The organism is Burkholderia sp. AU27893 (assembly GCF_002223205.1).
Classification (GTDB): Bacteria; Pseudomonadota; Gammaproteobacteria; order Burkholderiales; family Burkholderiaceae; genus Burkholderia.
In genome coordinates this window covers 974,553-987,842 of the sequence record NZ_NKFD01000001.1, presented here as the reverse complement: position 1 = coordinate 987,842, position 13,290 = coordinate 974,553, and the positions used below count along the sequence as shown (strand labels likewise).

11 protein-coding genes are annotated in these 13,290 nt (G+C 66.8%); 5 read left to right on the top strand and 6 right to left on the bottom strand.

What is annotated here, in order from left to right; all coding sequences use genetic code 11:
* Window positions 1–4: 4 nt before the first annotated feature.
* Window positions 5–1,000 carry a lipopolysaccharide heptosyltransferase I gene (gene waaC / locus CFB47_RS04550; protein ID WP_089461351.1) on the bottom strand — a complete coding sequence of 332 codons (996 nt, stop codon included), beginning with the start codon at window positions 998–1,000 and terminating at the stop codon, window positions 5–7.
* A 174-nt stretch (window positions 1,001–1,174) separates the two neighbouring features.
* On the bottom strand, window positions 1,175–2,569 hold the full coding sequence (locus CFB47_RS04545) for a phosphomannomutase/phosphoglucomutase (protein ID WP_089455726.1): 1,395 nt from the start codon (window positions 2,567–2,569) through the stop codon (window positions 1,175–1,177).
* Between the two features lie 262 nt (window positions 2,570–2,831).
* Here CFB47_RS04545 and CFB47_RS04540 point away from each other — a divergent pair, with 262 nt between their 5' ends.
* From CFB47_RS04540 to CFB47_RS04520, 5 genes are read left to right on the top strand one after another with little or no spacing between them, the layout of a single operon-like run.
* On the top strand, window positions 2,832–4,088 hold the full coding sequence (locus CFB47_RS04540; RefSeq protein ID WP_089460524.1) for a lipopolysaccharide biosynthesis protein: 1,257 nt from the start codon (window positions 2,832–2,834) through the stop codon (window positions 4,086–4,088).
* Window positions 4,085–4,909, top strand: a complete 825-nt coding sequence (locus CFB47_RS04535; protein WP_089445076.1) for a glycosyltransferase — start codon at window positions 4,085–4,087, stop codon at window positions 4,907–4,909. The genes CFB47_RS04540 and CFB47_RS04535 overlap by 4 nt, the downstream gene beginning before the upstream one ends.
* A gap of 51 nt (window positions 4,910–4,960) precedes the next feature.
* Complete coding sequence (locus CFB47_RS04530; RefSeq protein WP_089460523.1) at window positions 4,961–6,097, top strand: glycosyltransferase family 4 protein; 1,137 nt, start codon at window positions 4,961–4,963, stop codon at window positions 6,095–6,097.
* Window positions 6,098–6,112: 15 nt separating this feature from the next.
* Complete coding sequence (galE, locus tag CFB47_RS04525; protein ID WP_089460522.1) at window positions 6,113–7,135, top strand: UDP-glucose 4-epimerase GalE; 1,023 nt, start codon at window positions 6,113–6,115, stop codon at window positions 7,133–7,135.
* Between the two features lie 27 nt (window positions 7,136–7,162).
* Complete coding sequence (locus CFB47_RS04520; protein WP_089460521.1) at window positions 7,163–8,269, top strand: glycosyltransferase; 1,107 nt, start codon at window positions 7,163–7,165, stop codon at window positions 8,267–8,269.
* 101 nt (window positions 8,270–8,370) lie between these two features.
* On the opposite strand, the gene CFB47_RS04515 is transcribed toward CFB47_RS04520, so the two are convergent.
* Genes CFB47_RS04515 through CFB47_RS04500 form a run of 4 tightly spaced genes read right to left on the bottom strand, consistent with a single transcriptional unit; the run spans window position 8,371 to window position 13,102 of the window.
* The gene (locus CFB47_RS04515) at window positions 8,371–10,245 is read right to left on the bottom strand and encodes a nucleoside-diphosphate sugar epimerase/dehydratase (RefSeq protein ID WP_089460520.1); all 1,875 of its coding nucleotides are present in this window, start codon (window positions 10,243–10,245) and stop codon (window positions 8,371–8,373) included.
* A 12-nt stretch (window positions 10,246–10,257) separates the two neighbouring features.
* Window positions 10,258–11,274 (bottom strand): glycosyltransferase family 4 protein, encoded by a 1,017-nt coding sequence (locus CFB47_RS04510; RefSeq protein ID WP_089460519.1) that lies wholly within the window; start codon window positions 11,272–11,274, stop codon window positions 10,258–10,260.
* Between the two features lie 5 nt (window positions 11,275–11,279).
* On the bottom strand, window positions 11,280–12,245 hold the full coding sequence (locus tag CFB47_RS04505) for an SDR family oxidoreductase (RefSeq protein ID WP_089461350.1): 966 nt from the start codon (window positions 12,243–12,245) through the stop codon (window positions 11,280–11,282).
* Window positions 12,242–13,102 carry a glycosyltransferase family 2 protein gene (locus CFB47_RS04500; RefSeq protein ID WP_306426901.1) on the bottom strand — a complete coding sequence of 287 codons (861 nt, stop codon included), beginning with the start codon at window positions 13,100–13,102 and terminating at the stop codon, window positions 12,242–12,244. The genes CFB47_RS04505 and CFB47_RS04500 overlap by 4 nt, the downstream gene beginning before the upstream one ends.
* Window positions 13,103–13,290: the final 188 nt, after the last annotated feature.

Sequence of the window (13,290 nt, the reverse complement as noted above, 5' to 3'; positions counted from 1 at the left end):
TGCGTTACAGGAGACCGAAGCCCGCGAGCGCCGACTTCACCTGCGCGATCGACGGGGGCTGCCCCGCCGTGCCGAGATTGACGACGTTCGGCGACCAGTAGCCGCCGGTCCGCCAGGCCGTCGCGAAATTGTACAGTTCGACCGTCGGACGCTTCAGCGCGGCCGCGATGTGAACCAGACCTGTATCAACCCCGACGATCGCATCCGCGCCGTCGATCAGGCCGACCACGGCCGGCAGCGACAGCTTCGGCGGCACGATCGCCGCCGCGCCGAATGCCTGCGCCAGCCGCTCGCTGGTCGCGCGCTCCGCGTCGTTGCCCCACGGCAGCACGAGCGACGCACCGCGCCGCACGAGCGCCTGGCCGAGCTCGATCCACGCGGCGTCCGGCCATTGCTTGTCGGCACGCGACGTCGCATGGACGAACACCACGTACGGCACCGGCAGGTTCAGCCCGAGCGCGGCCACCGCGAGCGCCGCCGCGCGCGTATCGAGGCCGAACTCGACCGGATCGGCCGGCGTCGGCGCCGGGTCGCCCAGCGCGGCCGCGACGAGTTGCCGCGAGCGCTCGACGACGTGCGTGCGCGGCGCGATCGGCACGCGCTTGCGATAGAAGAAGCGCACCGGCCACTCGTAGCCGGCGCCGTCGGTGCGGTTGCCGAGCCCGACGAGCGAGCCGCGCGCCCAACTGGCGACCCAGGCCGTCTTGATGAGACCCTGGCAGTCGATCACGAGGTCGTACTGCTCGGCCGCGAGGCGCTGGCGGAAGGCCCGGATCTCGCGCCACGTGGTGCCCGAGAACGGCTTCTTGCGCCAGCGGCGCAGCGAGAACGGCAGCACGTTGCGCACGCCGTCGACGAGCTTGACCAGGTCGACGAAGCTTTCCTCGACGAGCCAGTCGATCTGCGCATCGGGGTGGCGCCGCCGGATATCGGCGATCACCGGCATGTTGTGCACGACGTCGCCCAGCGACGACACGCGTACGATCAGGATCTTTTGCACGCTGAAAAAACGCCGGCAGGCAGCCGGCGACAAGCATAAAGGGGGGATTTTATCCCGCCCGGCGAGTCACACAGACAAAAAGCGGCCGCACGCCCTTGGCGTGCGCCGCTTTTCGGGGATGGCGCGACGATCGGACTCACCGTCGCGCCGGTGGCGGCCCGAGGCCGCCCACGCTCAGAACGGCAGCTTGACGTCCGGCTTCGCGGCCGTCAGCACGCGGCGGAAGTCCTCCTGGATGCGCTTGAGCCCTTCCTGCGTCTCCGACTCGAAACGCATCACGACGACCGGCGTCGTGTTCGACGAACGCGCGAGGCCGAAGCCGTCCGGGTACTCGACACGCAGGCCGTCGATCGTCACGACTTCCTCGGCGCCGTCGAACTTCGCCTCTTTCTGCAGCTTGTCGATCAGGCGGAAGTTCTCGCCTTCGTCGAGCCACAGCTGCAGTTCGGGCGTGCTCATCGCGTCCGGCAGCCCGTTCAGCAGCGCGCTCGGGTCGGCCGTCTTCGCGAGGATCTCGAGCAGGCGCGCGCCCGTATAGAGACCGTCGTCGAAGCCGTACCAGCGATCCTTGAAGAACACGTGGCCGCTCATTTCACCGGCGAGCGGCGCACCCGTCTCGCGCAGCTTTGCCTTCACGAGCGAGTGGCCCGTCTTCCACATCAGCGGCTCGCCGCCCTTCGACTTCACCCATTGCGCGAGGTGGCGCGTGCACTTCACGTCATAGATGATCTGCGCGCCCGGGTTGCGCGACAGCACTTCTTCCGCGAACAGCATCAGCTGGCGGTCCGGATAGATGATCTTGCCGTCCTTCGTGACGACGCCGAGGCGGTCGCCGTCGCCGTCGAACGCGAAGCCGATCTCGGCGTCGGTGTCCTTCAGCGCCTGGATCACGTCCTGCAGGTTTTCCGGGTGGGCGGGATCCGGGTGGTGGTTCGGGAACGTGCCGTCGATGTCGGTGAAGCGCTCGACGAGCTCGCAGCCGAGCGCCTTGAACAGGCGCGTCGCGAGCGGGCCGGCCACGCCGTTGCCGGCGTCGACGACGAGCTTCATCGGGCGGGCCGGCTTGATGTCGCCGACGATGCGCGCGATGTACTGATCGGCCACGTCGAACTGCTCGTACGAGCCGTTGCCCGTCTCGAATCGCTCGTCGACGATGCGCCGGTACAGCGCCTGGATCTGCTCGCCGTAGATCGCGGCGCCGCGCAGCACCATCTTGAAGCCGTTGTAGTCGGGCGGGTTGTGGCTGCCCGTGACGACGATGCACGAATCGACGCGGCGCTCGCCGCCCTTCAGCGCGAGCGGGACATTCGCCGCGAAATAACCGACCGGCGTGGGCACCATGCCGACGTCGACGACGTCGACGCCCGCCGCACGCAGGCCGTCGGCCAGCGCGCCGACGAGGTCCGGCCCGGACAGGCGGCCGTCGCGCGCGACGACGACCGCATCGCCGCCCTGCGCACGCACTTCGCTGCCGAACGCCCGGCCGATCCCGCGCGCGGTGTCGTTGTCGAGCGTCTTGCCGACCACGCCACGAATGTCATATGCCTTGAAGATGGATTGGGAGATCATCGATTCTCTTCTCTCAGTTGCGTGCATGGAAAATTGTCTGGCTTGCCTGGCCGCCGCTCGCCGGTGCCGCGCATGATACATGCGGCCCGGCACGGCGTGAAACCGCTGGCGCGGAACGGCGGGAGCGACCGCGATCCCACTTATAATCGAGGGTTTTGATGACGCGCATACCGCCCATTTTAATGCCTAGCCGTCCCGTCGCCGCCAACCTGCAGCCCCCGGGCGCCCTGCCGGCCAGCTTGCGCGCTCGCCGCCGCCGCGCATGCTGAAGCGCTTCGGCAACCCGGACGTCGCGAAGGCCGTCGCGAATCTCGTCTGGCTGGGGCTCGAACGGCTCACGCAGATCGGCGTCGCGATCGCGATCAGCGGCCTGCTGGCCCGTTATTTCGGGCCAGATGTGTTCGGCAAATGGCAGTATGCGAATACGCTCCTCCTGGTACTGGCGCCGCTCACCTGGGTGTGCGGCGCGGAAATCCTCGTCCCGACCATCGTCCAGCGCCCGCCCGCCCAGCTCGGCGCGGTACTCGGCAGCGCATTCGCGCTGCGCATCGCCGTCTCCGTCGCCGCGCTCGTCGCGACGTGGATCGCGATCGCCGCGGGCGCCTTCGATCCGCTGGTCGGCGCGATGCTCGCGGGCCTCGCGGTCACGATGGTGTTCCGCGAGCCGTTCGTCGGCGTCATCAACGCGTGGCTGCAAAGCATGACCTACAGCAAGCCGCAGCTCGTCACCAGCATGGTCACCGCGCTGGTGAAGGCGCTGCTCGTCTGGCTGCTGGTCCGCGCGGCCGCGGGCCCCGCCCGCTTCGCGTGGCTGTGGGCGCTCGAGGCCGCCGCCATCGGCTTCGCGCTGCTGCTGTACTACCGGCATCGTAACGGTGGCGCGCTCCGCTGGACGTTCGACAAACCGCTGTTCAGGCACTTTGCAACGGCCGGCACCGTGTTCTGGCTCGGCCTCATCTGCATGTACCTGTTCCTGAAGCTCGACCGCCTGATGCTCGAGCGTCACGTGTCGTTCGCCGATCTCGGCCGTTACTCGGCCGCGCAGCAGCTCAACGAGAACTGGATCACGCTCGCGCTGATGCTCGCGCAGACGATCGCGCCCGCGTTCGTCTACCGCGTGCAGGACGTCGCGCGGCTGCGCCGCAACATCGTCCGGCTGATCGCGATGACGGCCTGCCTGATGACGGCCGGCGCGCTCGTGCTCGACGCCGCCGCCCCGCTGATCGTCGGCAAGGTGTTCGGCCACGGCTACGAGGCCTCGGTCGACATCTTCCGCTGGGCGGTCTGGCTGTCGGTGCCCGCCGGCATCGAGGCGATAGGCAATCTTATCGTTCTCAAATATCAAGCAAAATTCGTGTTGCTGTCGAAATGGCTGCTCGCGCTCGCGATCGCCGCACTCGTCAACCTGTTCGCGATCCCGCGGCTCGGCCTGTACGGCGCGCTCGTCGGGCTGGCGGCCGGCTACCTGGCCGCCGCCGCCGTCAATTTTTATTACATCCGTTTCAAGCTGCGACCATGACGTCCCCTGATTGCCCGACCCCGCTCGACGACGTGGCCGTGCTGATGCCGGCCTACAACGGGCACGACGACGTCGTCCGGACCCTAGCCTCGTTTCGCGAGGACACGCCCGTGCATGTGCTGATCGTCGATGACGGCAGCACGCCGCCGATCGTCGCGCCCGACCTGCCCGGCCTCACGATCGACGTGCTGCGCATGCCGCAGAACGGCGGCATCGAGCGTGCGCTCGCGGCCGGCATCGATGCGCTCGCCGCACGCGGCTTCCGCTATGCGGCGCGCATCGACGCGGGCGATCTCGCCGCGCCGCAGCGCCTCGCGAAGGAGCGTGCCTATCTCGGCGCCCACCCGCGCGTGGCCTGTGTAGGCATGTGGACGCAGGTCGTGTCCCGCGCCGGCGAGCCGCGCTTCATGCTGACCCCGCCGGCCGATCCCCGCACGCTGCGCCGCACGCGCTTCCTGCGCTCGCCGCTCGTGCATCCGTCGGTGATGCTGCGCATCGACGCGGTGCGGGAAGTGGGGAACTATCGCGCCAAATACCGTGCGGCCGAGGATCTCGATCTTTTTTTACGGTTAATGCAACGCTACGATTGCGCGAACCTGCCGGAACTCGGTCTCTATTACGAACTGAACGAGGGCGGGATCAGTGCGACCAAGCGCCGGCGCCAGCTGGTGTCGACGCTCACGCTGCTGTTGAGCCACTTCAACGCGCTGAACCCGTACGACTGGGCCGGCCTCGCCAAGAACCTGCTGCATTTCGTGACGCCGTACCGGACGTTGCAGCGGATCAAGCAGACGCTGTTCGCCGCGCGGCCGTCAGCCTGACGCGCATCCGGCCCTTTCGGCAATTTCGACGCTTTATTTATTCTTTTTTTCATGTCCGCCACCTCCCCGCTGCGCATCGCGCTCGTCTGCAACACGGCCTGGGCGATCTACACGTATCGCCACGGGCTGATCCGTACGCTCGTCGCGCGCGGCGCCGAGGTCATCGTCATTGCGCCGCACGACCGCACGGTGCCCTTGCTCGAGCAGATGGGCTGCCGCTACGTGGCGCTCGCGGTTGCCTCGAAAGGCACGAGCCCACGCGAGGATCTCGGCACGCTCGCCGCGCTGGTGCGTCACTACCGTGCGCTGAAACCCGATCTCGTGTTCCATTACACGATCAAGCCGAACATCTACGGCTCGGTCGCCGCGTGGCTCGCGCGCGTGCCGTCGATCGCGGTGACGACCGGGCTCGGCTACGTCTTCATCCAGAAGAGCCGCGCGGCAAGCGTCGCGAAGCGCCTGTACCGGTTCGCGTTCCGCTTCCCGCGTGAAGTGTGGTTCCTGAACCGCGACGATCTCGCGACCTTCACCGACGAGCAGTTGCTCGCGCATCCCGATCGCGCGCGGCTGCTGCACGGCGAAGGCGTCGATCTCGAACAGTTCGCACCCGTGCCGCTGCCCGCCGGCGACGCGCCCGTCTTCATCCTGATCGGCCGGCTGTTGTGGGACAAGGGCGTGCGCGAATACGTGGAGGCCGCGCGCATCGTGCACGCGCGCTTCCCGAATGCGCGCTTCCAGCTGCTCGGGCCGCTCGGCGTCGACAATCCAAGCGCGATCGGCCGCGCGGATGTCGATGCGTGGGTCGGCGAAGGCGTCGTCGAGTATCTTGGCGAGGCGCACGACGTGCGCCCGCATATCGCGGCGGCCGACTGCATCGTGCTGCCGTCGTACCGCGAAGGCGTGCCGCGCACGCTGATGGAAGCGTCGGCGATGGGCCGCCCGATCGTCGCGACCGACGTGCCGGGCTGCCGCGACGTCGTCGCCGACGGTGAAACCGGCTTCCTGTGCCGCGTGCGCGACAGCGCGAGCCTCGCGGAGCAGTTGCTCCGCATGATCGAACTCGGAACGGCCGGACGCGACGCGATGGGTGCACGCGGCCGGCAAAAGGTCACGGCGGAATTCGACGAACAGCAGGTCGTCGAACGCTACCGGCGTACTATCCATTCGTTAACCGGTATCACCCTCTGAAGGAGCGCATCAGCAATGACCGCTAAAGGCACCATCCTCGTCACGGGCGGAGCGGGCTATATCGGCTCGCACACGACCGTCGAGCTGCTCGACAACGGCTACGACGTCGTGATCGTCGACAACCTCGTCAACAGCAAGGCCGAATCCGTGCGCCGCGTCGAACGGATCACGGGCAAGACGCCCGCGTTCCATCAGGTCGACGTGTGCGACGAAGCCGCGCTCGCCAAGGTATTCGATGCACACCCGATCACCGGCACGATCCATTTCGCGGCGCTCAAGGCCGTCGGCGAATCGGTCGCGAAGCCGCTCGAGTACTACCAGAACAACATCGGCGGCCTACTTGCCGTGCTCAAGGTGATGCGCGAGCGCAACGTCAGGCAGTTCGTGTTCAGCTCGTCCGCGACCGTATACGGCGTGCCAGAGCGCTCGCCGATCGACGAATCGTTCCCGCTGTCCGCGACGAACCCGTACGGCCAGTCGAAGCTGATCGCCGAGCAAATCCTGCGCGATCTCGAAGTTTCCGACCCGTCGTGGCGCATCGCCACGCTGCGCTACTTCAACCCGGTCGGCGCGCACGCGAGCGGGCTGATCGGTGAGGATCCGGCCGGCATCCCGAACAACCTGATGCCGTATGTCGCGCAGGTCGCGGTCGGCAAGCTGGAAAAGCTGCGCGTGTTCGGCTCCGACTACCCGACGCCGGACGGCACCGGCGTGCGCGACTACATCCACGTCGTCGATCTCGCGAAGGGGCACATCGCCGCGCTCGACGCGCTCGCGAAGCGCGACGCGAGCTTCGTCGTCAACCTCGGCACCGGCCAGGGCTACAGCGTGCTGGAAGTCGTGCGTGCGTTCGAGAAGGCGTCGGGCCGCCCGGTGCCGTACGAGCTCGTCGCACGCCGCCCGGGCGACATCGGCGAGTGCTACGCGAACCCACAGGCCGCGGCCGACATCATCGGCTGGCGTGCCGCGCTCGGCATCGAAGAAATGTGTGCCGATCACTGGCGATGGCAGGAGGGGAACCCGCGCGGTTTTGTATAATCCGCTGTCCATTTTTCGAGCGATCCCATGCTCAGCTTCGCGTCCGGCTTCATCGTCTCCCTGCTCGTCACGCTGTTCATCGTGCGCTATGCGCACCTTCACGAGAAATTCTCGATCGACAGCGACCTGGCCGGCGTGCAGAAATTCCACGTGCGGCCCGTGCCGCGGGTCGGGGGCATCGGGATCCTCGCGGGCGTCGTCGTTGCGGCGCTGATCCTGTCCCGACGCTATCCGACGATCGCCGGCAGCATCCTGGGCATCACCGCCTGCGGGCTGCCGGCCTTCCTGTCCGGCCTCGTCGAGGACCTCACCAAGCGCGTGTCGCCGCGCGCGCGGCTGCTGTGCACGATGGGCGCGGCCGCGCTCGCGTTCTGGCTGCTGGGCATCGCGGTCAAGCGCATCAGCGTGCCGCCGCTCGATTTCCTGCTCGGCTACGTGGTCATTTCGGCGTTCATCACGGTGCTGGCGGTCGCGGCACTCGCGAATGCGATCAACATCATCGACGGCTTCAACGGGCTCGCGTCGATGGTCAGCTTCATGATGTTCGCGTCGCTCGCGTATGTCGCGTTCCACGTGAACGACCCGGTCGTGATGTCCGCTTCGATCATCATGATGGGCGCCGTGCTCGGCTTCTTCCTGTGGAATTTCCCGGCCGGGCTGATCTTCCTCGGCGACGGCGGCGCGTATTTCATCGGCTTCATGCTCGCCGAACTCGCGATCATGCTCGTGATGCGCAATCGCGAGGTGTCCGCGTGGTATCCGGTGCTGCTGTTCATGTACCCGATCTTCGAGACCTGCTTCTCGATCTACCGGAAGAAGTTCATCCGCGGGATGTCACCCGGCATTCCGGACGGCGTGCACCTGCACATGCTCGTGTACAAGCGGCTGATGCGCTGGGCAGTCGGCACGAAGCACGCGCACGACCTGACGCGCCGCAATTCGCTGACGTCGCCATACCTGTGGCTGCTGTGCCTCGTCGCGGTGATACCCGCGACGCTGTTCTGGCGGCATACGGTGCACCTGTTCGTGTTCGTCGTGCTGTTTGCGCTGACTTACGTGTGGCTGTACCTCAGCATCGTGCGGTTCAAGGCGCCGCGGTGGATGGTGGTGCGCAAACACCGGCCCAGTCGCTGAGCTGGTCTCGGCCCGGCATGAAAAAAGCGCCCCGCGGGGCGCTTTTCTTTTTGACCGGTCGGCTGGCCGCTGCGTGGCGCGACCCACACGGCCCTCGGTGTTCAGCGGTTCGACGCGACCCGTACGCTCTTCAGCGCCGGAACGGCAGCCGTTTGATACTCGGGCACCCAGCGGCGCAAGTCGCGCCGCACTTCGTCGTCGGGCAGGACACGATGCTGCATCAGCCACGGCAGCAGTTCGTCGAGGAAATTGTCCGGCACTTCCCGCGCCCGCGCGATCCGCAGCTTCGGATGCGGCGTGCGCGTCGTCGCCTCGTCGTCCGCCAGCAACTCCTCGTAGAGCTTCTCGCCGGGCCGCAGCCCGGTGAACTCGATCCGGATCTGCTCTTCCGAGAAACCATACAGGCGGATCAGGTCGCACGCCAGATCGACGATCTTCACCGGCTCGCCCATGTCGAGAATGAAAATCTCGCCGCCATGCCCCATGCTCGATGCCTGCAGCACGAGTTGCGACGCTTCCGGGATCGTCATGAAGAAACGCGTGATCTCCGGGTGCGTGACCGTGACCGGGCCGCCCTTCGCGATCTGCTGCTGGAACTTCGGGATCACGCTGCCCGCGCTGCCGAGCACGTTACCGAAACGCACCGTCTCGAACTGCGTGCGCCCGCTCGTCTGCTGCAACGCCTGGCAGGTCATTTCGGCGAGGCGCTTGCTCGCGCCCATCACGTTGGTCGGATTGACGGCCTTGTCGGTCGAGATCAGCACGAAGTGACGCACATCGTGGCGAATCGCCGCGCGGGCCACGCGATAGGTGCCGAGCACATTGTTGCGCAGCGCCTGCCACGCGTTGTGCTCCTCCATCAGCGGCACGTGCTTGTAGGCGGCTGCGTGGAACACGATGTGCGGCGCGTGGCGCGACATCACCTGGTCGAGCAGCAGCGAATCCTTCGCATCGCCGATGATCGGCACGACCGGGAGGTCCGGGAAGCGCTCGCGCAGTTCCTCGGTTAGCCGGTACATCGCGTACTCGGACAGGTCGAATGCGACGAGTTGCGCCGGCGCGAAGCGCAGGATCTGCCGACACAGCTCGGAGCCGATCGACCCGCCCGCGCCCGTCACCATCACGACGCGGCCGCGCAGCAGCGCCTCGACGTGCGGCGTGTCGATCGTCACGGCATCGCGGCCGAGCAGATCCTCGAGATCGATGTTCCGGACCTGCGACAGGAAACCCTGCCCCGGCATCAACGCGGTCAGCGACGGCAGCACCATCGCCTTCACACCGGCCCGCACGCACAGCGTCGCGACGCGGCGCTGCGTCTCGACCGACGCTGACGGAATCGCGATGATCGCGTATTCGACCTTCAGTGCGTCGGTCCAGTGCTTGAGATCATTGAAGGAGCCCAGCACCTTGTAGCCGTAGATTTCGCGGCCCTGCTTCTTGACGTCGTCGTCGAGCAGGCCGACGAGGCGCCATTCGCCTGAGCGGGACAGTTCGCGCGCGAGGCTCGCGCCTGCCGTGCCGGCGCCGAGCACCAGCACCGGCTTGCCCTTGCCTACGAGCCCGCCGTACAGGTAATACTCCTTCGTCGCGCGATAGAGCGCGCGCGCGCCGCCCATCGCCAGGAACAGCATCAGGGGCGACACGAGCAGCACCGAGCGTGGAATGATCGGCACCGGCTGGAACATCACGGCGCCGATCATCACGATCACGCCACCGCCGCCCACTGCCTTCGCGATACGCATCAGGTCTGGCAGGCTCGCGAACACCCACAGCCCGCGATAGAGGCCGAACACGTGGAACATCAGCGCGTACACGGGCAGCACCCACGTCAGCGCCATCAGCGCGCCGCTCAGGAAATCGGTCGGGACACTACCGTTGAAGCGGACGAGATAGGCGAACAACCACGCTGCAAGCACCGCCAGCAGGTCGAACAGGAAAGCACTCAATGACAGCCAAGATGCTTTGGATCGCAACATCGGCGGGAGACCTCAAGATTTGTTTTCGGTGGCCATGCCGACACGGCGCCAGCGGGCGTCGATCACGCAACCGATGCACGCAAGAACGCCATACCAGGCGACAAACAGCCCCCACTGCTGCAGTGTGGGACGGCCCAACGCCCACAGAGCTACAATTATGCCCGCGAGCATCACGAGGTACCAGTAGATGGCAGTGCGCCGATGGCCGGAGCCGGAGCGCACCATGCGCTGATAATAATGCTCCCGGTGCGCCTGCCAGAACTTTTCGCCGCGTAACAAACGTCTCACAAGTGTTACAGATGCATCCGCAATAAAGGGCGAGAACACCATCGCCGGAAACCAAATCGGCCAAACCCCGCCTCGCCAGCCCCAGTAGCCGAGCGCACCCGCCATGAACCCGAGCGGAATCGAGCCCGCGTCACCGAGAAACAGCTTCGCTGGATGGAAATTCAGCAGCAGGAAGCCGAACGCGGCACCTGCGATGGCCGCGCCGCCCGCCACGAGATCCGGCTCCGGCTGCACGCCCGCCAAGGCGGCGGCCGCATACGCGCTGAAGCCGAATAGCGCCATGCCGCCGGCAAGGCCGTCCGCACCATCCATGAAGTTGTACAGATTGGTCAGCCAAGCCATTCCGAAACCGATGGCGACCAGTAGCCACCACGGCGCGGCGGCCGGATAGACGGCGATCAGCGCGACGACCGCGGCAAGGTGTGCCGCGAACCGGACCCGCGCGGGCAGCCCGCGCCGATCGTCGAGCTGCGACAGCGCTGCGAGGCCCGCGGCGGCCACGGCCACCAGCCACATCGACGGCGCGAGCCACAGCATTGCGATCACGGAGACCGGCACGACGCCCCAGCCGCCGACACGCGGCGTCGGCAGTGCATGCAGCGAACGGTCGTTCGGAATATCGGTCGCGAGGCGCCAGGCCAGCCCCGTCGCGAGCAGCGTCCTCAGGATAAGAGTCGAGGCGAAGGCAGCGGCTATTGCGACGCCGGCCACCGTGAGCCACGTGGTAATCGCGGGATGCATATTGTCTATTTCTGTTTGTCGCGCGAACGATACCACGCGGCGGTCGCCTCGAGGCCCTGTCTCGTCGTATACGGCGGTCTCCAGTCGAGCATGCGCTTCATGCGGCCGGTGTCGAGCTGCAGGCTGCCCGTCAGGCGGTCGACGGCGGCGCTGCGGCCGGTCAGCCTGCCGAGCGTGCTCAGCATCGCGGCCGGTACCGGGAACAGCCGTGCCGGCCTGCCGAGCGCGTCGCCGACCAGCCTCAGCAACCCGGCCACCGCCGGCGCGTCGTCGTCTGCGACATGAAAGCACTCGCCCGCTGCCCTTGGATCGGTTGCGCACCGCAGCAGCGCGTCAGCGAGATTGTCGACATAGACGAGGCTGCGGCGTGCCTCGATCGCGCCGAGCGGGAGCGGCAATCCTCGCGCGACGGCGTCCATCATTCGCAGGAAGTTGGCCCGCACGCCGGGGCCGTAGACGAGCGGCGGACGGACGGTGACTACATCGATGCCCGCCTGCCGCCCGAATTGCGCGAGTGCCTGCTCCGCGTGCAGTTTCGAACGCCCGTATGGATCCTGCGGTGCGGCTACGACGTCCTCCGCGAGCGGCACGCCGCGATCGCCCTCGGCAATCGCTTTGATGCTGCTGGCAAACACGAAGCGGCGTGCGCCGTGCGCATGCGCCGCTTCGGCAACGCGCAGCGTCCCTGCGACGTTGGTCGCCTCGAACGCGGCATCCGGATCGGGCGACTCGTCGCGCATCACGTGGACTCGCGCGGCCAGGTGGATCACGCAATCGGCCTCCAGATCATCGGGCCACGCGTGTGCGAGCCCGGCGAAATCCGGCGCGTCATGCACCCACTCGCGAACGCCGTCGACGCATCCGCCGGGACGGCGTACCAGCGCCGTGACCGTATGTCCTGCCGCGAGCGCCAGTCGGCAGACCGCGCGGCCGACGAAGCCGTTTGCGCCTGTCACGACGATGCGGGTCACCACAGCCTCCAGCCGAAGCGGTTATAGAACTTGAGCGCCGACGCCGCGAACATGCGGATGTGCGCGGCACCCTTGCGGGATGCGCCGCCGCCGTGATGAATCACGCGCGCCAGCGGCAGGTAGACCGTGCGTGCGCACTCGCCAGTCCGCAAGCTGAGGTCGTAGTCCTCGAAGTAGAGAAAATAGCGTGGATCGAAGCCCCGCAGACGCGCGAGCACGTCGGTGCGGAACAGCATGAAACAGCCGCTGACGATAGGCGGATCCCATACGACGTCGGTTTCGTTGATACGGTCGCGCATCTCGTAACTTGCCAGCCGGCGCTCGAACGGCGGCCGCAACGCCGTGGGCAGGAATCCCCTGACCAGAAGATCCACCAGCGCCGGATAGCGGCGGCACAGATACTGGATCCGGCCCGATTCGTCACCGATTCGAGGCGACAGCAAACCTGCTTCAGGATGTGCGTCGAGAAAGTCGAGCGCGTGCACGAGTGCATCCGGCTCGAGGTCGATATCGGGATTCAGGATCAGGTGATAGCGGCTGCGTGCTGCTTCGATCGCAAGGTTGTGGCCGCGTCCGTAGCCGACGTTGCCGTGACCGGACAGCACGCTGCAGGAGATGCCAGCCTGCTCGAGTGCGGCAAGATCGGCTGCGAAATCCGGCAAGCCGCCGTTGTCGACAAGGGTAACGCTGACGACACCGCCGCCGCGCACGGCCCGGAGACGCGCGCACGCCGCACGGAGGCTGGAGAACGTACGAGCGAGAAGTGCCTCGTCCGGATGGTACGTCACGATGGAAATCGACAGTATTTCGTCGACGGGGTGCGGTGAGCGAGTGGATGCTTGCGGATGAGAAGTCACGAGCTGACTATTGTTTACATTTGGCGCGTAAGGCGCGTTACTAGTGTGCGCAGGCAGGCCAGCGCGTGCAACCGAGATTGCCATTTGTAGCAATTATGACGTGGCGGCGCGCACCACGGGGCCATGAATGGAAAAAGGGGTACAAGGTAGGGGCTCGTCCGCACGGTGCGGGCAGCCATCGCGTGCGC